Annotated in this window: 14 protein-coding genes; 8 read left to right on the top strand and 6 right to left on the bottom strand. The window is 72.7% G+C overall.

Annotated features, from left to right (window positions below; translation table 11 throughout):
• Nucleotides 1-81: 81 nt before the first annotated feature.
• Nucleotides 82-2,124 carry an oxidoreductase gene (locus HS99_RS31105; RefSeq protein ID WP_030551839.1) on the top strand — a complete coding sequence of 681 codons (2,043 nt, stop codon included), beginning with the start codon at nucleotides 82-84 and terminating at the stop codon, nucleotides 2,122-2,124.
• Between the two features lie 214 nt (nucleotides 2,125-2,338).
• Nucleotides 2,339-3,091 (top strand): hypothetical protein, encoded by a 753-nt coding sequence (locus tag HS99_RS31100; protein WP_030551838.1) that lies wholly within the window; start codon nucleotides 2,339-2,341, stop codon nucleotides 3,089-3,091.
• Between the two features lie 72 nt (nucleotides 3,092-3,163).
• On the opposite strand, the gene HS99_RS31095 is transcribed toward HS99_RS31100, so the two are convergent.
• Nucleotides 3,164-4,402, bottom strand: coding sequence for an alpha/beta hydrolase (locus tag HS99_RS31095; protein ID WP_030551836.1), 1,239 nt, complete (start codon nucleotides 4,400-4,402; stop codon nucleotides 3,164-3,166).
• Nucleotides 4,403-4,724: 322 nt separating this feature from the next.
• Nucleotides 4,725-5,087 (bottom strand): hypothetical protein, encoded by a 363-nt coding sequence (locus HS99_RS31090; protein WP_037828516.1) that lies wholly within the window; start codon nucleotides 5,085-5,087, stop codon nucleotides 4,725-4,727.
• A 191-nt stretch (nucleotides 5,088-5,278) separates the two neighbouring features.
• On the opposite strand from HS99_RS31090, the gene HS99_RS31085 reads away from it, so the two are divergent.
• Nucleotides 5,279-6,271, top strand: a complete 993-nt coding sequence (locus HS99_RS31085) for a DUF4331 family protein (RefSeq protein WP_030551834.1) — start codon at nucleotides 5,279-5,281, stop codon at nucleotides 6,269-6,271.
• 83 nt (nucleotides 6,272-6,354) lie between these two features.
• Here HS99_RS31085 and HS99_RS45970 read toward each other — a convergent pair whose 3' ends face one another.
• The 3 genes from HS99_RS45970 to HS99_RS47215 form a co-directional block, all read right to left on the bottom strand.
• A complete protein-coding gene (locus tag HS99_RS45970) occupies nucleotides 6,355-7,026 on the bottom strand; it encodes an MFS transporter (RefSeq protein ID WP_050366479.1) in 672 nt (223 codons plus the stop codon).
• A 181-nt stretch (nucleotides 7,027-7,207) separates the two neighbouring features.
• Nucleotides 7,208-7,366 (bottom strand): hypothetical protein, encoded by a 159-nt coding sequence (locus HS99_RS45395; RefSeq protein ID WP_157846542.1) that lies wholly within the window; start codon nucleotides 7,364-7,366, stop codon nucleotides 7,208-7,210.
• Between the two features lie 204 nt (nucleotides 7,367-7,570).
• On the bottom strand, nucleotides 7,571-10,783 hold the full coding sequence (locus HS99_RS47215; RefSeq protein ID WP_141763850.1) for a putative bifunctional diguanylate cyclase/phosphodiesterase: 3,213 nt from the start codon (nucleotides 10,781-10,783) through the stop codon (nucleotides 7,571-7,573).
• 138 nt (nucleotides 10,784-10,921) lie between these two features.
• Here HS99_RS47215 and HS99_RS31070 point away from each other — a divergent pair, with 138 nt between their 5' ends.
• The 3 genes from HS99_RS31070 (at nucleotide 10,922) to HS99_RS31060 (ending at nucleotide 16,803) form a co-directional block, all read left to right on the top strand.
• Nucleotides 10,922-14,311: an amino acid adenylation domain-containing protein gene (locus HS99_RS31070; protein WP_078938891.1), complete on the top strand. Its 3,390-nt coding sequence runs from the start codon at nucleotides 10,922-10,924 to the stop codon at nucleotides 14,309-14,311.
• Entirely contained in the window at nucleotides 14,308-15,123 is an 816-nt protein-coding gene (locus HS99_RS31065; protein ID WP_050366478.1) for a leucyl/phenylalanyl-tRNA--protein transferase, read from the top strand. The genes HS99_RS31070 and HS99_RS31065 overlap by 4 nt, the downstream gene beginning before the upstream one ends.
• A gap of 78 nt (nucleotides 15,124-15,201) precedes the next feature.
• Nucleotides 15,202-16,803, top strand: a complete 1,602-nt coding sequence (locus HS99_RS31060; RefSeq protein WP_050366477.1) for a hypothetical protein — start codon at nucleotides 15,202-15,204, stop codon at nucleotides 16,801-16,803.
• Nucleotides 16,804-16,878: 75 nt separating this feature from the next.
• Here the strand turns inward: HS99_RS31060 and HS99_RS31055 are convergent, their stop codons facing one another.
• Nucleotides 16,879-18,108, bottom strand: a complete 1,230-nt coding sequence (locus HS99_RS31055; RefSeq protein ID WP_030551824.1) for a serine hydrolase domain-containing protein — start codon at nucleotides 18,106-18,108, stop codon at nucleotides 16,879-16,881.
• Between the two features lie 233 nt (nucleotides 18,109-18,341).
• Between HS99_RS31055 and HS99_RS48590 the strand changes: the two genes are divergently transcribed.
• Both HS99_RS48590 and HS99_RS31045 read left to right on the top strand, forming a co-directional pair.
• Nucleotides 18,342-19,070 carry a GbsR/MarR family transcriptional regulator gene (locus HS99_RS48590; RefSeq protein WP_043388042.1) on the top strand — a complete coding sequence of 243 codons (729 nt, stop codon included), beginning with the start codon at nucleotides 18,342-18,344 and terminating at the stop codon, nucleotides 19,068-19,070.
• A 307-nt stretch (nucleotides 19,071-19,377) separates the two neighbouring features.
• Complete coding sequence (locus tag HS99_RS31045; RefSeq protein WP_141763848.1) at nucleotides 19,378-20,439, top strand: hypothetical protein; 1,062 nt, start codon at nucleotides 19,378-19,380, stop codon at nucleotides 20,437-20,439.
• Nucleotides 20,440-20,552 lie beyond the last annotated feature (113 nt).

The raw sequence follows: 20,552 nt of genomic DNA, 5'->3' as shown, positions 1-20,552 counted from the left end.
CATAGCCTGGCGGACGTCCCCTACCCTGCGGTAACAAACCGGGAGACACCTCCCACCGGCCACCCCCTTCAGGAGACGTCGATGAGTGCGACCCCCGGCAGCAGCCGCTACCCGCACCTGCTCAGCCCGCTCGACCTCGGCTTCACCACCCTGCCCAACCGGGTGGTCATGGGCTCGATGCACGTCGGCCTGGAGGAGGCCCCCGGCGGCTACGAGCGGATGGCCGCCTTCTACGCCGAGCGCGCCCGCGGCGGCGTCGGCCTGATCGTCACCGGCGGCATCGCCCCCAACGAGGCCGGGCGCCCCTGGGAGGGCGGCGCGATGCTGACCACCGAGGAGGAGGCCGACGAGCACCGGGTGGTCACCGACGCCGTGCACGCGGCCGGCGGGAAGATCGCCCTGCAGATCCTGCACTTCGGCCGCTACGCCTACCACCGCGACCTTGTCGCCCCCAGTGCCATCCAGGCCCCGATCAGCCCCTTCGTACCCAACGAGCTCACCGCCGAGCAGGTCGAGCAGACCGTCGAGGACTTCGCCCGCTGCGCCGAACTCGCCCGCCGGGCCGGCTACGACGGCGTCGAGATCATGGGCTCCGAGGGCTACCTGATCAACGAGTTCGTCGTCGCCGCGACCAACCGCCGCGAGGACGAGTGGGGCGGGCCGTACGAGCGGCGGATGCGCTTCCCGGTGGAGATCGTCCGCCGGGTCCGCGAGCGGGTCGGCGAGGACTTCATCATCGTCTACCGGCTCTCCATGCTCGACCTGGTCCCCGGCGGCTCCACCCTGGACGAGGTCGTGCAACTCGCGCAGGCCATCGAGGCCGCCGGCGCCAGCATCATCAACACCGGCATCGGCTGGCACGAGGCCCGCATCCCCACCATCGCCACCTCCGTGCCGCGCGGCGCCTTCGCCTGGGTCACCAAGCGCGTGATGGGCAAGGTCGGCATCCCGCTGGTCACAACCAACCGCATCAACACCCCGGAGGTCGCGGAGCAGTTGCTCGCCGAGGGCAACGCCGACCTGGTCTCGATGGCCCGCCCGCTGCTCGCCGACGCCGACTTCGTCGCCAAGGCGCGCGAGGACCGCGCCGACTCGATCAACACCTGCATCGGCTGCAACCAGGCCTGCCTGGACCACACCTTCAACCTCCAGATCACCTCCTGCCTGGTCAATCCGCGCGCCTGCCACGAGACCGAACTCGTCCTGGCGCCGACCAAGTTGCGCAAGAGCATCGGCGTCGTCGGTGCCGGACCGGCCGGCTTGTCCTTCGCCGTCTCCGCCGCCGAACGCGGCCACGCCGTCACCCTGTACGACGCCGCCGAGAGCGTCGGCGGGCAGCTGAACATCGCCCGGCGCATCCCCGGCAAGGAGGAGTTCAACGAGACGCTGCGCTACTTCCGCACCCGGCTGGCCGAGTTGGACGTCACGCTGCGGCTCGGCGCCCTGGTGACCGCCGGGCAGCTCGCCGGGGAGGGGCACGACGAGATCGTCCTCGCGACCGGCGTCACGCCCCGAACTCCCGCCGACATCCCGGGAATCGACCACCCCAGCGTGCTCGGCTACCTGGACGTGCTGCGCGACGGCGCACCCGTCGGCGAGCGGGTCGCCATCCTCGGCGCGGGCGGGATCGGCTTCGACGTGGCCGAGTTCCTCACCGACCAGGGCGACGAGGCGAGCCTCAACCCGCCGGTCTTCCAGGCGAAGTGGGGCATCGACCCGGAGTACCGCGAGCGCGGCGGCCTGCGCACGCCGGAGCGGCCGAAGCCCCCGCGCAGCGTCCACCTGCTGCAGCGCAGGACCAGCAAGGTCGGCGCCGGACTCGGCAAGACCACCGGCTGGATCCACCGCACCGAGCTCAAGCACCGCGGCGTCACCATGGTCGCCGGTGCGACGTACGACCTGATCGACGACGCCGGGCTGCACTTCACCGTCGACGGCGAGCGCCAACTCCTGCCGGTGGACACCGTGGTGCTCTGCACCGGGCAGGAGCCGCGCCGCGACCTCGACGAGGCGCTGCGCGAGCGCGGCCTGTCCGTGCACGTGATCGGCGGCGCGGACGTGGCGGCCGAACTGGACGCCAAGCGGGCCATCAAGCAGGGCACGGAACTCGCCGCGACCATCTGACGTCGGGTAGCCGGGGGGCTACCCGACGCACCGGGGCCCGCAGCCGCGCGCTGCGGGCCCCGGCCGCTGCCGCCTCGCGCACCGTCCGTCTTTCCGCCTGCTTCGTTCGCATCATCGCCGCTGACCTGCGACGGCTCCCGCCCGCGCGCCCCGTGCGCCCCCCGGTGGGAGACTGGTGCCCTGTCCCTGCCCGAACTCTCGACCGGGGGCCAGCATGTCCCTCCCGAGGCCTCTCCACGCCCTCACCGCCGCGGTCCTGGTCGCGGTGGCCACCCTGGGCCCGGCAGGCGCCGCCGGCGCCGATCCGGCTCCGGCGCTGCCCTCCGCCGACCAGCTGAAGTCGGCGCTGCTCGGCGTGGACGACCTCGGCCCGGACTACACCGAGGCGCCGACCCCTGACAGTCCCAGTCCCAGTCCCAGTCCCAGTCCCAGCCCGAGCGCCGACCCGACCCCGGTCACCGGCTGCGACGCGCTCAGCGCCCTGATCACCATGCACGCCACCGCGCCCGGCCCCGTGACCCCGCAGGCCGAGACCGAACTCGACGGCCAGGACGGCAGCCCGATGGTGACCGAGTCCCTGACGGCCGTGGACCCGGGCAGGCTCACCACGGACTTCAACACCGCCACCGACGCGTTCAAGACCTGCCACACCATCACCTTCAACGCCGGCACCGAGGACTCGGTGACCTTCACCGTCACTCCCGTCACCCTCGGCGACCGCCAGGACGCCCCCGCCGTCCGGCTCGACGGCACCCTCGCCGGCGTCCAGCTCAACGCCTTCGTCGGCATCGAACGCTTCGGCACCGTCGGCATGGTCTACGGCTTCTTCCAGCGCGAGTCCTCCGACGCCCAGACCGCCTCGATGCAGTACCGCACCGCCGTCGCCAAGGTCGAACGCACCCTCGGCACCACCGCCGGCAGCACCACCCCACCCACCGCCTCCGCCGTCCAGGGCATGTCCGTCTGACGCCGCCGGCCTCGGGCACGCAGGAGGACGGACGGGCGGCCGCACCCCCGTGGCGGCCGCCCGTTGCGGGGGTCACGGCAGGAACTTGACGTCCGGGAAGCGCGGCGACGGGCCGTCGAGGAGGGAGCCACGGCGGTGGCGGAGGTGGAGGTCGAAGAAGGCGAGCGGGTAGGCCTGCTGGATGCGCACCGAGCTGTCGGCGGGGAGGGTGCCGACCATCTGCTGGACCTGTTGCGCGGGAAGCCCCAGGAGCTCGGCGACCTGCGGCATCAGCGGCGCCGCGTCGCTGTACGAGCTGTGGCGGACGCCGTCGGCCTGGATGTTGCGCCGCCAGCCGCGCAGGTGGTTCCAGAAGGTGACCGCGTCCGGGTTCTGGTCGCGGCCGAACTCGGCGGTCAGCATCAGGAAGGGGCGGTCGAGGTCGGTGACGGTGATCGCCTGCATCGGTCCGTCGATGCTGAGGCCGGCCCGGACACGGCGGTCGGCCATGGTGACGGCGGCGGTGGCCGAGCCGCCCTTGGACCAGCCGAACATGCCGACGTCCAGCGGGTCGGGGGCGCCGAGCAGGCCGTCGGGGAGCGGCTTGCCGTCCATGTCGGGATTGCGTCCGGCGGCGATCTCCTCGACGCAGTCCAGCACGAAGCGGGCGTCGGCGGCGTAGTCCCGGGGGCCCAGCCTGGGCGCGCCGTCGATCCACGGGGTGAGGACGCGGCCGTCGGGGAACTCGGTGAAGGCGTCCCAGGTGTGGTCGACGGTGACCACGACGTAGCCGTGGCTGGCGAGTTCCTGGACGGTGACGGTGTTGATCGCCCGGTGGGAGTGGGCGCCGTGCGAGTAGACGACGACGGGCAGCCGGTGACCGGTGCGGTGGCCGGTACGGTGGACGGGCGCGCCCAGGTGGCCCGCGGTGAGCGGGGTGGCGGAGAGCGGGAGCTTGAAGCCGAAGTCGTCCAGGTAGGCCCTCATGGCGCCGTCGGTCATCCAGGGGGCGAGCGGCAGCTCGTCGGCGCGCTCGGCGGGGTACCAGACGCTCGCCATCAGCTCGCGGTAGCGGCCGGGGCCGGCGAAGGGGTCCGGCCGGGAGGTGTCGCGCAGGTGGAGGGCGGCCGTGCCGACGCGGTGCGGGCCGGTGGGCCCGGGCAGGGTGAGCCGCCCGGCCGCGGGCCCGGGGGTGCTGCTCGGGGGAGTGGGGGCCTCCGCCCGGGCGGTGGAGGCCAGGCCGAGCGGGGCGGCGGCACCCAGAGCCAGGGCGGCGCCCAGCATGCGACGGCGGGTCGGTCCGTTGGGGCTGGTGAACGGCGTGGTGTCCATGCGCCGAACGCTGTCACGCGACGCCGGGGACCAGCATCGGCCCACCGATTGATCTCCCGCCCGCACGCATTGGCCCACGGGTTTACATCCCCGGGTTGATGCGCGCCCGGCGGAAGCGAGGCGCGCGCGAGCGGCGCGTGCGGCCGTGAGGCGTGGGACGGCGAGGCGCGCGACAGCGACGCGTGCGGCCGTGAGGCGTGGGACAGCGAGGCGCGCGACAGCGACGCGTGCGGGAGTGAAGCGCGCGGAAGCCCGGGTGCGCGCTGGGTTCCGCGGCCCCGGGCTTCGGTTGCCGGCGGGTTCTCCGGCCTTGTCCCTCAGGTCAGTTGAAGACCAGGACGTCGGTGCGCATCGGCAGCGAGCTGCCCCAGTCGATGTTGATCTTGAACGTCACCTCGCCGTTGCCGGGGGCGATGCTCGACACCTGGAAGGCGGCGGCGCCCACGAAACGGTTCCCGTTGGAGTCGATCTCGGAGGCGGTGATGACGACGGTCGAGTTGATCCCGATGACGTTCCACGGGAGCCGGAGGTTGAAGATCCCGTGCGCCGGGGTCCAGGTCCACCAGGCCCGCCACACGGCACCGACGTTGCCGCCGACGTCCGCGAGGTTCTCGCTGTGGATGGTGGGCTGGGAGTGGTCCGCGATCTGCGGGATCTCGGAGGCGGAGGATTCGGTTGCGGTCATGGCGGCAACTCCTTACGCCGGGAGAGCCTCAAGAGCTCTCCGAATACTCCGAGTGTCGGTCAGTATGCGGAGCGTCGCAATCACTCGTGCGGGTGAAGCTGCGGCGCGCCGCCGGGTCCTACCGGGTCCGGTGAGGCGGTGTCCGGGTGTGTCGAGGGGGCCGGGTGCGGTCCGACTGCTACCAAAACCCCATGTCCCACCACCTCAGCGGCCCCAACCTCCGCTCCCCGCGCGGCGACGCCCGCCTCGACATGACCGACCTGTTCGCCTTCCCGGCCGCCGACACACCCGGCCGCACCGTCCTGATCCTCAACGTCAACCCGTACGCGCCCACCCAGGCCGCCGAGTTCCACCCCGACGCCGTCTACCGGATCAACGTCGACAACGACGGCGACCACCGCGCCGACGTCGCCTACTCGTTCACCTTCTCCGCACCGGAGAGCGGCACCGGCGCGCAGCGCGTCACCGTCCACCGGTCCACCGGCGCCGCGGCCCGGAAGCACGAACCCACCGGCGACGTGCTCTTCTCCGAGGCTCCGGTGGCGTTCGGCGACGCGCCCGACGTGATCGAGGCGAACGGCTACAAGCTGTCCGTCGGCCTGCGCAGCGACCCGTTCTTCGCCGACCTCGAAGGCATCGTCGACAACTTCACCTGGACCGGCAAGGACGCGATGGCCGACGCCAACGTCTTCGGAATCGCCCTCGAAGCCCCGGACGCCGACCTCGGCCCGGACCCGACCATCGGCATCTGGGGCCGGGTGAGCCTGCGTCAGAACGGCCAGTTGGTCTCCGTCGACCGGGGCGCCCACCCGTCGCTCACCGCGTACTTCAACGCCGAGGAGGTCAAGGACGCGTACAACGCGGGCGAGCCCGCCGACGACTGGGAGACCTACCACGAGGCCTGGACGGTTGTCCTCCAGCACACCGGCGACTACACCACCGCGGCCGCCACCGAGACGCTGAAACTCGTCCTGCCGGACATCCTCCGCTACGACCGCTCCCGCCCGGCCGGCTACCCCAACGGCCGCACGCTGGTGGACGACGTGACCTCGGCCCGGCTCACCATGGTCTCCGGCGGCAAGATCCCCACCGACCACATCGGCCCGCACACCGACCTGCTCCCGGCCTTTCCGCACCTCGGGCACCCGCACCCCGTCAAGTGGCTCCAATCCGAACCGAGTTGACCGGCGCGCCGCGATGCCCCGCGGCGGGCCGGTCGCATCCGCTCAGTCAGCGGGCCTGCGCCCGGCGCGCAGCAGTACCGCGATCAGCGCGGCCAGCACCAGGCCGACGGCCGCCAGGCCCCAGAGCACGGAGCGGAAGGCGGAGTCGTAGGCGCGGGTGAGGAACTCGGCGAAGCCCGTACGGTCGGCCGCGTCCGAGAGCCCGGCGGCGCCGACGAGGTCGCCCCCGGCCGCCTGGTCGGCGACCGTGCGGCGTCGGCGGCCCCCGGGTACCCGTCGATGCCGTCGCCGACCCGCCGCCCGAGCGCGGTGGCCAGCGCCGAACCGTACACCGCGACGGCCACTGCCTCGCTGCCCAGGCGCAGGGTGTTGAGGAAGCCCGCCGCCATGCCCGCCTTGGCCGGGTCGACCAGCGCCAGCGCCTGGCCGTCGACCAACCCGGCGGACAGGCCCATCCCCGCACCGGTGACCAGCATCGGGCCGGCGAGGACCGGCGCCCCGACCGAGGAGGAGAGCACGGTGAGCGCCAGGTCACCGAGGACCAGGCAGGCCAGGCTCAGGAAGACCAGGGTGAGCGGGCGGACGCCCCGGCCGACCAGCCTGGCGGCGAGCATCGGACAGACCAGTACCGGGGCTGTCAGCAGCAGCATGAGCAGACCGGCGGTGCCGGTGTCCCGGCCGTTGACGGCGGTCAGGTAGCTCGGGAGATAGGTGAGCAGGGTGACGAAGCCGTGGAGACCGCGGTCAGCGCGCACACGAGGCCGATCAGGAAGTAGACGATCGCCCACGGACTGCGCCGCTTCTGCATGGTATTACCACAGTCACGTTGTGCGCCGGGCGCCGTCCGGAGATCGGACGGCGCCCCGGCAGGTTGATTCAGCGGATCAATGCCCACTGATCGGACAATCTAGAAGTTGAACGGCTTGAAGAAGAAATTCAGCGGGAAAGGACGGGGAAGTCCGCGTGGCGGAGTCCCATGGCGATGTCCATCAGCACGTCGTCCTCGTCTCCGAAGGATTCGGTGACCGTCCTCAGAAGGGCCTCCCAGCTTGTCAGATCGGGAAGTTCGGAATGCCGGAAGACATCCAGTCCCATGGTGAGCTCCAGCTTCCTGGCAGAACGGATGGGCAGTGATTACCCTGCCATGGCGCGCAACCACTTTGATGCGCGTCTTTCGCGCTTCGTTCGGACTGTGACCGACCGTCTTGTTGACGAAGTCGTGGACGTGGATGTGGCCCGGCGTGCGTTGGTGTTCGCGTGGGCCGGAGCCTTCTTGATGGCCGTCCCCGGGGAACGCTGTCAGGCGGGTTCGTACGTTGCCCGGCGGACCAGGGCCTGGGCGCGGGGGCCGTCCATCGGGCGGGCGAAGAGGTAGCCCTGGCCGAGGGGGCAGCCCATGGCGGCGAGCAGGTCGCGCTGGTCGGGGTGTTCGATGCCCTCGGCGATGACCTGGACGCCGAGGGTGTCGGCGATCCGGGTGATGCCCTCGACCAGGGCGTGCTGCTGGGGGGAGAGGCCGAGTCCGTCGATGAAGGACTTGTCGATCTTCAGCAGGGAGATCGGGAACTCGCGCAGGTAGGACAGCGAGGAGTAGCCGGTGCCGAAGTCGTCGATGGCGAGGCCGATGCCGAGGTCGCCGAGGGTGGCCATGTCGGTGCGCAGCCGGTCGTCGCGGCGCATCAGGACGGATTCGGTGAGTTCCAGGACGAGGGTGCTTGGGTCGATGCCGGAGGAGTCCAGGGCGTGGCGGACCACGTCGACGAAGCCGGCGTCGCGGAACTGGCGGGCGGAGACGTTGACGTTGACCCGCAACGGGGGCCGCCCGGCAGCGGCGCGGGCTGCGGAGCTGGCGGCGTGCCAGGCGGCGGCCTCCTCGGCGGCGCGTTCCAGGACCCAGGCGCCGAGCGGCACGATCTGGCCGCTCTCCTCGGCGAGGGCGATGAACTCGTCGGGCAGCACCATGCCGCGCCGGTCGTGCGGCCAGCGGACCAGGGCCTCGAAGGCCACCAGGTCGCCCGTGTGCAGGTCGACGATCGGCTGGTAGTACAGCTGGAAGGCCGATTCCGCGATGGCGGAGTCCAGGTTCTCGTTCAGCTCGTGGCGTTCCACCAGCCCCGCCTGCAGGGCCGGCCGGTAGTGGCACCACTGTCGGCGGCCGGCCGCCTTCGCGGAGTAGAGGGCGAGGTCGGCGTGGGTGAGCAGTTCGGCGGCGTCCACGCTGTCCTCGGTGGTCGCCACGCCGATGCTGGCGTTGACCCGGACGGCGCCGGCGCTGAGCTTGAACGGTTCTGCGAACACCGCGAGCACCACGCCCGCGATGGTGTCCACGTCGGTCGGGCACAGCGCGTCCTCGACCAGGACGGCGAACTCGTCGCCGCCGAGCCGGGCGGCGGTGTCCGAGCTGCGCAGCGCGGTGGAGATCCGCAGTGAGACGGCGACCAGCAGTTCGTCGCCCACCGCGTGGCCCTGGGTGTCGTTGACCACCTTGAAGTCGTCCAGGTCGATGAACAGCACCCCGGTGACGGCCCCGCTGCGCTCGCCGCGGGCGAGTGCGTGGCCGACCCGGTCCTGGAACAGCACCCGGTTGGCGAGACCGGTCAGCGAGTCGTGGAAGGCCCGGTGGGTCAGCTCACGCTCCATCTGGCGCTGCTCGGTCACGTCGCGCAGGGTGAGCACCAGGCCGCCGACCGTCGGGTCGTCGTGCAGGTCGGTGTAGCGGACCTCGGCCTCGATCGGGGTGCGGTCCTGGCGCAGCAGCCGCCAGTGCTCGCGCGGTTGGTCGCCCCGGGGCGGGTCGGCGGGGCCGCGCATCCGGGCCAGCGCCTTGCCGACCTCCCGGCTGTCCTCGGGCGGGACGAGGTCGGTGAACCGGGTGCCGTCCAGGTCGGCGCGGCCGAGCACGCGTTCGGCGGAGGAGGAGGCGTAGCGGATGCCGTCGTCGGCGTCGAGGATCAGGATGACGTCGCTGGCGTTCTGCACCAGGGTGCGGAAGTACAGCTCGCTGTTGCGCCGGGCGACCTCCTGGCTCAGCACCAGGCGTTCGACGGCCAGGGCCGCCTGGGCGGCGAGTATCTCCAGCGAGCCCCAGAGGCTGGTCAGTTCCTGTTCGGTGCCGGTGACCACGAGCGCGCCGATCAGCGGGTTGCCGGAGGGGCGTTCGGCCAGCACGAGGGGGCAGACCAGGGCGGCGGGCATGCCGCCGAGGTGGGCGGGCAGGTCGACGGAGCCGACGGGCAGCAGTCGGGTCTCGCGGTGGGCGGCGAGGCGGGTGAGCACCTCGTCCTCCCGGGGCGGGCCGGTGCCGCCGTCCGGGCCGGTGCCGCCGTCCGGGCCTGAGTCGCCGTCCGGGCCGGGGCCTCCTCCTGAACCGGGGTCCTCGCCGCCCTTGCCGTTCCCGGCCCGCCGGACGTGCAGCACCCCGTACTCGGTGACCCCGAGCAGCGCGACGTGCCCGCGCTCGGCGGGCATCAGGGTCGAGACGGCGGACTGCACGGCGTCCGCGACCTCCGCCACCGTGACGGCCGCGGTCAGCCGGGCGCCCGCCTCGCGCAGCGTCCGCTCGCGGGCCACCGCCTGGCGGCGGGCGACCACCACGACCGCCAGCCGGGCGAGCACCAGCAGGTAGAGGAGGGCGGAGAAGGCGCCGATCACGCCCGCGTTGTGGGTGTTCCCGGCCAGCGACTCGATGATCAGGATGGCGGGCGCGATCAGCGAGGCCATGGTCAACAGGGCGAGCCGGGTGGCCGAGAGGTCGGGCTGCTGGGTGGGGACGGGCCTGGTCAGCTCGACCATCGAGGGGTGCAGCGCGGCCGCGCCCCAGGCGGTGTAGAAGGCGGCCCAGCCGAGTTCGACGCCGGTGCCGATGCGCCAGGTGCCGTGCAGCTGGATCAGCCCGTAGAGGACGTCGGCGGTGAGCAGGCCGAGGGCACCGACGGTGAGCAGCTGCAGGGAGCGGGAGTTGCCGCCGCGTGGGGTCAACAGCCGTAGCAGCAGGGCGAGCACGATCACGTCGCCGAGCGGGTAGGCGATCGAGACGGCCTTCTGGAACCAGGTGAGGGCCGGGTTCAGGGCGTACGGGAGGATCAGGTAGATCCAGACGAGCAGGGCCAGGCCGAGTGTGATGATCAGGGCGTCGAGCAGTCCGGCGCAGTCCTGACGGGCCGTTCGCCATCGGATGAAGCCGAGCAGGCCGACGGCGTACAGCACGAACTCGGCGAGGTAGAAGCCGTCGGCGACGGACGGGAACGGGTTGTTCAGGTGCAGGATGTCGAGTTGGAGGGCCTGCACGGCCTCGCCGGTGGTGAAGCTGAGGTTGGCCAGCGCCAGCAGGTACCAGAACAGCGGGTGCCGGGGGCGGTTGAGCCGGACGCCGGCCACGACGGCGGCGACGCCACCGAGGCCCATGCCCGTCCACCAGATGATCCGCAGCCCGGGATCGGCGAAGTAGATGCCGGTGAACAGCACCATCCAGCACAGGTAGCACACCATCAGGCGTTGTCGCCGGAAAGTCAAAGAGGCTCCCTCCTCCGCGGCGCCACCCCGCCGCGGGGGCGGGGGAGTTCGGGCGAGGACGGGTCTGTCGGGGCCGATCCACCCACGACCCGGCGACGTCCGGCGGGCTGTGCGACGGACGTTGTCGGGGTGCCGTGAGTGCGTATAGTCGGAAATGTCGCACCTCCCAGCATTCTGCCGCTTCAGCAAGAGGTCAAGCCGGTGGACGACGCAGCCCACAGCGCAAGGGGCGTACGCACGGATGTGAACCCCGGGCGTCACGCCGTGGTACGGAACGACGACGGTCAGCACGCGATCTGGCCGGGGGACTTGCCCCTGCCGGCCGGCTGGCGGCAGGTGTACGGGCCGACCGGGCGGGCCCAGTGCCGGGCCTGGGTGGAACGGAACTGGCGGCAGGAGCCGGTCCGCGGTGCCCGCGCCGGTTTCGCGGAGACGGTGCACGGACTGTTCCGGGCCCGGGCCGCGCACGATCCGGCGGCGGTCGCGGTGGAGGGGGAGGGTGCCACGCTGAGCTACCGCGAGTTGGACGGGCGCAGCGACCGGCTGGCCGCGGCGCTGCGGGCCCGGGGGGTGGGGCCGGAGCAGGTGGTGCCGGTGTGCCTGCGGCGCGGGGTGGAGCTGGTGGTGGCCTGGCTGGCGGTGCTGAAGGCGGGCGCGGCCTTCCTGCCGCTCGACCCGGAGCATCCGCCGCGGCGGCTCGCGGGGCTGGTGGCGGACTGCGGGGCGTGGGTGGCGGTCACGGACGGCGCCGGGTTCGACGGGGTGGAGGTGGTGGCGCCGTCGGAAGGGGTTTCGGCGGGCCTGTCGGAGTACGGATCCGCGCCCGATGACGGCTCCGCGCCCGAGGACGGATCCGCGCCCGGGGTCGGCTCCGCGCCCGACGATCTCGCGTACCTGATCTACACCTCCGGCACCACCGGCCGCCCCAAGGGCGTGCCGGTCACCCACCGTTCACTGGTGTTCACCCTCGACCGGGTCGTCCGTGCCTACGGCCTCGCCCCCGGCGAGCGGGTGCTCCAGCTGGCCGCGCTCGGCGCGGACACCGCGCTGGAGCAGGTGTTCTCCGCACTGCTCGCGGGTGCGACCGTCGTGCTCGGCGGCCGGGACACCTGGGCGCCCACCGAACTGGTCCGGCGACTGCCCCGGCTCGGTCTGACGGTCGCCGACTTCACGCCCGCGTACTGGCACCACGTGCTCGACCTGCTGCCGCGCGGCGGGCCCGCCCCGGCGGGGCTGCGGATGGTGGTGGTCGGCGGGGACGTGCTGCACGCCGACGACTGCCGGGCCTGCCGGGAGCGGCTGCCGGGGGTGCGGCTGCTCAACGCGTACGGGGTGACCGAGGCGGCCGTCACCTCCCTCCGCTGCGAGGTCACCCCGGAGCTGCTGGACGCCCCCACCGCGCCGGTGCCGATCGGCCGACCGCTGCCGGGGGTGCGGGTGCACGTGCTGAACGAGCGGCTGCGGCCGGTGCGGCCCGGCGAGCGGGGCGAGATCCACCTCGGCGGGCCGGGCCTGGCCCGCGGCTACTGGCGGCAGCCCGGGCTCACCGCCGAATCGTTCCTGCCCGACCCGTACGCACCGCTGCCCGGCGAGCGGATGTACCGCACCGGCGACGCCGGGCGCTGGCGGGCGGACGGACAGCTGGAGATCCTCGGGCGCTTCGACGACCAGGTGAAGGTGCGCGGGCACCGGGTCGACCCGGCGGAGGTCGAGGCGGTGCTGGCCGACCACCCGGCGGTGCGGCAGGCCCGGGTCGCGGCCGACGGCAGCGCGCCGGACGGCAGCCGGGTGCTCACCGCCTACTACACGCTCGGGGACGACGCCGTCGTGCGGCCCGAGCTGCTGCGCGCCTTCCTGGCGGAACGGCTGCCGGAGTACCTCGTCCCGGCGGAGTTCGTGCCGCTGGAGGCCATGCCGCTCACCGCGGCCGGGAAGATCGACCGACGGTCCCTGCCGCGCGCCCCGGTGCGGACGGCCCCGGTGCGGACGGCCCCCGTGCGAACGTCCCTTGCCGTCAGCGCCCTCGGATCCGGCGCCCTCGGATCCGGCGCCGTCGAGCCCGATGCCGTCGGACCCAGCGCCGTGGAGGCGGCCGTCGGCCACCTCTGGGCGGAGCTCCTCGGCGCCGAACACGTCGGCCCCGACGACGACTTCTTCGCCCTCGCTGGCACCTCACTGCTCGCCATGGAGATGCTCGCCCGGGCCCGGATGATGTTCGGCCTGGACATCGGCCACGTCCGAACCCTCACCCGGGCGCTGCTGCGCTCGCCCGTGCTGCGCGACTTCACCACCGCGCTGCAGGCCGCCCGCACCGGGGTCGCCCAGGGCGAGGCCGCCGTCGACTGGCATGCCGAGGCCCAACTCACCCACGCTGTGGGCCAGTCCTGGAGCCCGGCACCGTCCCGGGCCGAGCCCGCCGAGATCCTGCTCACCGGCGCCACCGGCTTCTGCGGCGCGCACCTGCTGGACGTCCTGCTCGCCACCACCCGGGCACGGATCCACTGCCTGGTCCGGGCGCCCGACCAGGAACACGCGCTGGAACGGCTGCGCGCGAGCCGACAGCGCTTCCTGCGGCGGGACCTGGCGGACGCCCGGGTGGTGCCCCTGGTCGGGGACCTCGCCGCCGAGCGACTTGGGCTGACTGGGCATCAGTTCGAGTGGCTGGCCGAGCACCTGGACGCCGTGTACCACCTCGGCGGGCAGGTCAACTTCCTCTACCCGTACCACCAGTTGCGCGCACCCAACGTCGGCGGCACCCGGGAGGTGGTCCGGCTCGCGGGGTACAGCCGGGGCTTACCGGTGCACTACCTCTCCACCCTCGCCGTGCTCGCCGGGTTCGGCGCGGCCGGCGTCCGCGAGGTCACCGAGCGCACGCCGCTGGCCCACCCCGAGCGGCTCGGCGTCGGCTACGTCGAGAGCAAGTGGGTCGCCGAGCAGTTGCTGCACAACGCGGCGGCGGGCGGACTGCCGGTCACCGTGCTGCGCACCAACGACGTCACCGGGGACCTCGTGACCGGGGTGATGAACACCGGCACCGAACTCTGTGCGCTGATCAAGTACTTCGCCGACAGCGGCACCTGTCCGGACGTGCAGCTGCCGCTGGACTTCGTCCCGGCCGACCGGTTCACCCGCGCGGTCGCGCACATCGCCGCGCACGCGCCCGCCGACGGCGAGGTCTACCACCTCACCTCGCCGAACCCGGCCGGGCTCCCTGACCTGGCCGACCGGCTCCGGGCGCGCGGCCGCCGGATCGCCGAACTCCCGTACCGGGAATGGGTGCAGCGGCTGGTGCGGTTCGCCGCCGGGCACCCGACGCACCCGATCACACCCTTCGTCCCGCTGTTCGTCGACCGGGCGCCGGGAGCGGACCTGTCCATCAGCGAGCTGTACTTCCAGCCGGTGTTCCCGCGCTTCGACCGGCTCAACGCGGAGGCGGCGCTTCAGGGCAGCGGGATCGAACTGCCGGAGGTGGACGGTGCGTTGCTGGACCACTACCTGGCGCGGCTGGCTGACGAGGGGTTCCTGTGACCGTGACCGGTTTCGGCGCACTGGACCTCCAGCCGGCCGACGGTGAAGGACCGGTGGCCTTCGGCGGGGTGCTCGGACCGGAGCAGCTGCTGACAGCGTACCGGTACGGGCTGTTCCCGCTGCCCGCGGCGGACGAGTACGCGAGCGCCTACAACGAGGCGGTGTACGGCGAGGCGGTCGAGGCCGGGGAAGTGGTCCTGCTGCCGGGCGCGGAGGACCCGTACGCGCTCGCATGGTGGTCCCCCGACCCGCGGCCGGTGCTGCGCCCCGGCTCGGTTCGGCTGCCCCGCAGGCTCGCCCGGCGGCTGCGGGGCCGGTCGAGGGCAGCGGGCGCAGCGGAGGTAGCGGATGCAGCAGGGGCGGCGGGCGCGGCCGAGTGGTTCACGACCGCCGACGCCGCCTTCGGGGCGGTGCTCACGGCCTGCGCCGAAGGGCGCCAACCGGCTTGGCTCACCGAGGAGTTACGAGCGGCGCTGATGGAGCTGAACGCGCGCGGCGCGGCGCACAGCGTGGAGGTGTGGGAGGGCGAGGAACTGGTCGGCGGAGTGTTCGGGGTGGCCGTCTGGCCGGTGCTGAGCCTGGACTCCATGTTCCACCGGCGGCCGGACGCCGCCCGGGTCGCCGTCGCCGACCTCGGCGCGCGGTTCGGCGCCGCGGGCGGGCGGCTGCTCGACGCCCAGTGGGACGGGCCGTACGTGCGCAGCCTCGGTGCGGTGTCGATGGAGCGCTCCCGCTACCTCGCCGAACTGGCCGGGGCCCCCGGCGCGGGCATCCTGCCGACGGACCGGCTGCCGGTCGCGCGGCTGGTCTGACCTGCGGTTCCCGCTCGTTCCGGCCCCGCCTCGGCCTGCCTTAGACAAACTTATTCCTCGTCAGTAACATGACGCTGCGTGTTCAAGCCCTCGATAGGCCGGGCCGCGCCCGCAGCCCTGCTCACCCTCATCCTCGCCGGGACGGCCGCGTGCGGGCCCACCAGCCCCGGCAGCACCTCCCGGGCCGCCGGCGAACCCGCCGCCGCCACCAGCACCGCCGACACGGCCGCGACCACCGCCGGGGGCAGCCCGGCGGACGCCGCGAGCGCCTCCGGCGCCCCGCACGCCCGGGCCGGCACCCCGGCCTCCGGCCGTCCGACGCCGACCGGCACCAATGTCACGGCCGCGCCGGCCGGGGACAAGCAGGCCGTCATCGGCGCCCCGGGCAAGGACGGTGGCGCGGTCACGGCCGAGAACAAGGCCCTCCAACTCACCTCTTACGACCCGGGGAAGGGCACCGCGGTGCTCACCGGCGGCGGTGCGACGGCTTCGCCGACCGCGACCCCGTCGGTCTCGGCGTCAGCCCCGGCGGCCCCGTCAGCCTCGGCGACCCCGTCGGCCCCGTCAGCTTCGGCGACCCCGTCGGTCTCGGCGTCGGCCTCGGCGTCCGTCAACGCCCCGGCCGCGGCCGTCCAGCCCGGCCAGCTGATCGCCAGCCCGCCCACCCCCGCCGCGCCGCAGGGCGCGCTGGTCGCCGTCACCGGCGTCAACCCCGGCGCGGGCAACACCCTCAACCTCACCACCCGCCCGGCCACCCTGTCCGAACTCCTCGGCGGCACCGAGGCGGACGGCCAGGTGCCGATCGACGTGCACGGCATCCAGGTGACCCCGCTGGTCAAGGACGTCAAGGCGACCGTCGGCGCCGACCTGGGCGGGGTGAAGGCCGACGCCTCCGGCACCCTGGAGGTCGACGTCAAGGCCCCCGTGCCGCTGCCCGGCGGCGCCAGCCTGGACGCCTCCGGCTCCCTCCAGCTCCACCCGGCCGTCCACTTCGCCTACCACGGCGCAGGCGCCGCGGCCCCGCGCACCGCCTCCGTCGGCTTCGACCTCGGCGCCCACGCGAACTGGAAGGTCACCGGTGACGTCGCCCGCAACACCGGCGCGGCGCCGATCCGGGTGCCCTTCGCCAAGCTGCAGGCCAGCCCGGTGCTGACCGTCGCCGGTCTGCCGGTGGTCGTCAACCTCGGCCTCACCTGCTACTTGGAGGTCGGCGCCGACGGCCAGGTCCACCTGGAGGCCCAGCAGGACGCCACCGGCACCTGGGCGGTGCGCGCCGACTACACCGGCGGCAAGGGCTGGACCTCGACCACCAGCGCCGACACCAAGGTCTCCCCGGTGCACGTCCGCCTCGACGGCAAGGCCTCCGTCCGCGCCGCCCTCGGAGCCGAGGTCAGCCTCGGCCTCTACGACACCGTCGGCGTCGAGACCACCGTCGCCCCCTACCTGGCCGCCAAGGCGGACGGCTCCCTCGCCGTCGACGTGCCCGGCAAGACGCCGCAGCTGCAGGGGAGCTGGTCGCTGGTCGGCGGTGTCGACCTGAGCGGCGCACTGACCGCCCACCTGAAGGTCTTCGGCACCCCGATCATCGAGGGCAAGCTCCCGTTCCCGCCCTTCCACCGCGAGTGGCCCCTCCTCACCGGCTCGGCCACCCTCCCGGCCCCGCGTCCGAGCAGCACCTGATCGATCACAGCTGAGAGAGGAGTGGGAAGTCGGCCGGTCCGACTTCCCACTCCTCTTGCGTTGTGCGGGCCGGTGTCAGTCCTCGATCGCCTGGTAGACCGTGGTCCAGAAGTCGTGGATCAGCCGCGCCGAGTGCGGCACGGACATCCCGACCTGGGTGAGCACGATGCCGACGAGCCCGTTCTCCGGGTCGGCGTACGTCGAGGTGCCGCTGCCGCCGTCCCAGCCGAACTGGCCGACCGGCGCGTAGTCGCCGCGGTAGGTGCGCACCGCCATGCCGAAGCCCCAACCGCCGTGCTGCCCCTGGCCGTACGAGATATGGACGTTGTCGGCGGCCAGGGCGCGGCGGACGGCGGTCTGTTCGGGCGTCATGCGGTTGGTGGTCATCAGCCGGACGGCGGGGCGGGACAGGATCCGCTCGCCCTCGTGCACGCCGTGGTCGAGCAGCATCCGGAAGTAGGCGTGGTAGTCGTCGACGGTGGACACCAGCCCGCCACCGCCGCCGGGGAACGCCGGGGGCTTGCTCCAGCGTCCGTCGGCGGGTTCGTCCCACACGGTGAACGCCCCGGTCCGCGGGTCGGGGGCGTAGAGGGGCGGCAGCCGGTCGATCTTGCCGGCGGGAACGTGGAAGCCGGTGTCCTCCATGCCCAGCGGGTCGAAGATTCGTTCGTGGAGGAAGGACTCGAAGGGCTGGCCCGTGACCCGGGCGACGAGCACGCCGAGGAGGTCGCTGGCGATGTGGTACTGCCACTGCTCTCCGGGCTGGTGCATCAGTGGAAGCGTGCCGAGGCGGCGGATCCACTCGTCCGGCTCGGGCATCGGCGTCGGCAGGTCGGGGGTGAGCCCCTGCTCGAAGACCGAGTTCATGATCGGGGTGCCCAGCGAGGTCAGATCCATGCCGAGACCGAAGGTGCTGGTCAGGACGTCCCGCACGGTGATCGGCCGCTTGGCCGGGACGGTGTCGTCCAGCGGTCCGTCGATCCGCTTCAGTACCCGCCGGTCGGCGAGCTCCGGTAGCCACTGCTCCACCAGGTCGTCCAGCCGCAGCCGGCACTCGTCCAGCAGGACCATCGCGGCCGCCACCGAGACCGGCTTGGACGTCGAGGCCATCCGGAAGATCGTGTCCCGGCGCATCGGGGCGCCGCCGTCGTGGCCCATCGTGCCCAGTGCCTCGACGTACGTCTCGTCGCCCCGGCTGACCAGGGCGACGACCCCGGGGATCCGCCCGGAGTCGACGTGTCGCGTCAGCACGTCGCGCATCCTGCGCAGCCCTGTCTCCGAGAAGCCGCCGTTGGTCTTTCCCATCATGGATCTCCCCCTGACTGAGTGTTCGACAATCGCTGAACGCTTGAGAAGCTACATTGCGTTTATGAATCCGTCAATGCCGGGTGAGGGTCTCTATGGCCGTTCAATTAAGGCAACTTGGCCTTTTATTGCAATGAGTATGGCGCTGAACGCAATGGACGATCGGAACTCATGTTGCAATGAGGTGCGAGTGAACGCATACTGCGAAGACCGACAGGGAGGGGCGAGTGCCGATGCCCGGGGGCAGACTCACCGGCGAGGACCGCCGGCTCATCGCCGAGGGACTGGCCGAAGGGCTCGGCTACACCGAGATCGGCCGACGCCTGGGGCGGCCCGCCTCGACCGTCATGCGGGAGGTCACCCGCAACGGCGGGCCGGAGGAGTACCGGGCGAGCCGGGCGCAGGAAGCCACGCGGCAACGCGCGCGCCGTCGGAGGCAGGACCGGCCTCCGACGTCGACCGTTCCCGCCGGCGGCGATGGGCGCGACCCCCAGCAGGTCCAGGAGTTCACGGAGTTCTTCACGGTCCTCGTCGAACAGCAGGGGCTGCCCAGGATGGCGGCCAGGGCGCTGACGTGCCTGTGCGTCACCGACTCCGGCACCCTCACCGCCGCCGACCTGGTCCAGCGCCTCCAGGTCAGCCCGGCGTCGGTATCACAGGCCGTCAACGTCCTGGAGCAGCAGGGAATCGTCCGGCGCGAGCGGGCACCCGGCGAGCGCCGCGAGCGCTACGTCATCGACGACGACATCTGGCTCCGCTCCGCCCTCGCCGCGATGCGGATGAACGGCGCCCTGATCACCGCATCGCAGCGCGGGGCGGAGATCCTCGGCGCCACCACCCCGGCCGGTGCCCGCTTCGGCGCCTCCGCGGAGTTCCTCCTCCTCATGAGCGAGGCCCTCCAGCAGGTAATGGACCGCTGGCGCCAGCGAACGGACGCCCGGAACGCTGAGCGGGAGCGGTGACCGGCCGGGGTCCTCCACCGGCCGGGCGGGAGTACCTCGCGTAACACAACGCCCGGTCTTCCTCATCTCCTCCTGGGGGCAGGCCGATTGACGGCCCGCCGACTCCGACGAGATGCGAGGGGACCGAACGATGAAGCGAATACTGCGCCGGGCGGCAGTGGCATTGGCGGTTGCCGCGGTGACGGCGCTGGCGGCCCCGCCCGCCCTGGCCGCGGACGGTCCGGACGCCTCGAACGCACCGGATGCGTCCGAGGCGGCCGTCGCCGGCGGATTCACTCCCGGCAAACTCCCCGTGTCAGGAGCGGTGTTGAGTTCCGGAGTGCAGCTGGACAGCCACACCACGTGGGCCACGGGCTACCAGGTCACCGTCACCGGACCGCACGTGCGCTTCACGCCCGTGGTCGTGAGCCACGACGACCGCCGGGGTAAGCAGTGGACGGAACTGCCTCTCCCTGCACCGGACTTCAAGATGCGCTCCAACACGATCGCCGGCAGCTCGACGCACGATGCCTGGGTGTTCGGCGACCGCGAGCCCACCACCGGTCGGATCCTCGCCGAGCACTGGGACGGCGCCCACTGGGCGTCCACCCCGATCGAGCCGCCGCCCGGTGAGCTCTACGACCTCAACCTTCTCGGGTCCTCGGCGCCGCGCCCCGACAGCGCCTGGGCCGTCGGTGCCGCGAGCATCGTCACCGGCCGCACCCCCGGCCCCAACGGCGGCACGATCATCAACACCCGCACCGCCGGGCTGATCGAGCACTGGGACGGCTCCGCCTGGCACCGCATGAGCGCCGACGGGATCGACGGCGACTGGTGGCTCAACTCCGTCACCGAGATCGCCCGCGACGACGTCTGGGCGGTGGGCAACACCGCCGCCCCCGACGACAAACCGGTGCTCCTGCACTACGACGGCCAGGCCTGGAGCCGCGTCGCCGCTCCCGCCTTCACCGGCCTGGCCGGCGAGTACCAGAGCGTCGCCGCGAGCGGGCCGAAGGACGTCTGGGTCGTCGGTCGTACCATCCTCGCCGACAAGGACCGCGGCCATCCGCTGGTCGCCCACTTCGACGGCCGCACCTGGACGACCGTCCAGGCCCCCGAAGGCGTCGCCGGCAAGCTGTGGTCGGTCACCGCCGTCCCCGGTGGCATGGCCACCGTCGGCTGGGACCCGAGCGGTGCTCAGGATCGCCCGATCGGCTTCCGCTACACCCACGGCCGCTGGCAGAACCTGGACCTCTCGGTGACCGGCTACGAGGACGTCTCCTACCTGGCCGTCGTCGCCGCCCCGGACAACCGCCTCACCGCCCTGGGCACCGGCAGCACGCCCAAGTCCCAGGACTACCAGCCCCTGGCCCTCACCGGCCGGGGCTGAGCGGAAGGGCGACACCGGGTAGCGGGGCCCGCCGAGCTTCCGTGAGCCGTTCACCTGGGAGTGCAGGAGGAGTGGGAAGTCGGCCTGTCCGACTTCCCACTCCTCTCGTTTTC

The sequence above is a fragment of the Kitasatospora aureofaciens genome (genome assembly GCF_001188955.3).
GTDB classification, from domain to species: domain Bacteria; phylum Actinomycetota; class Actinomycetes; order Streptomycetales; family Streptomycetaceae; genus Kitasatospora; species Kitasatospora aureofaciens.
This window is presented reverse-complemented; position numbering and strand designations above follow the sequence as displayed.

Bases quoted from the DNA above. Each gene is read 5' to 3' on its own strand.
- HS99_RS31085 (WP_030551834.1), top strand. From the start codon at position 5,279: ATGTCCCACCACCTCAGCGGCCCCAACCTCCGCTCCCCGCGCGGCGAC.
- HS99_RS31090 (WP_037828516.1), bottom strand. From the start codon at position 5,087: ATGACCGCAACCGAATCCTCCGCCTCCGAGATCCCGCAGATCGCGGAC.
- HS99_RS45395 (WP_157846542.1), bottom strand. From the start codon at position 7,366: ATGGGACTGGATGTCTTCCGGCATTCCGAACTTCCCGATCTGACAAGC.
- HS99_RS31095 (WP_030551836.1), bottom strand. From the start codon at position 4,402: ATGGACACCACGCCGTTCACCAGCCCCAACGGACCGACCCGCCGTCGC.
- HS99_RS31055 (WP_030551824.1), bottom strand. From the start codon at position 18,108: ATGGGAAAGACCAACGGCGGCTTCTCGGAGACAGGGCTGCGCAGGATG.
- HS99_RS48590 (WP_043388042.1), top strand. From the start codon at position 18,342: ATGCCCGGGGGCAGACTCACCGGCGAGGACCGCCGGCTCATCGCCGAG.
- HS99_RS31105 (WP_030551839.1), top strand. From the start codon at position 82: ATGAGTGCGACCCCCGGCAGCAGCCGCTACCCGCACCTGCTCAGCCCG.
- HS99_RS31100 (WP_030551838.1), top strand. From the start codon at position 2,339: ATGTCCCTCCCGAGGCCTCTCCACGCCCTCACCGCCGCGGTCCTGGTC.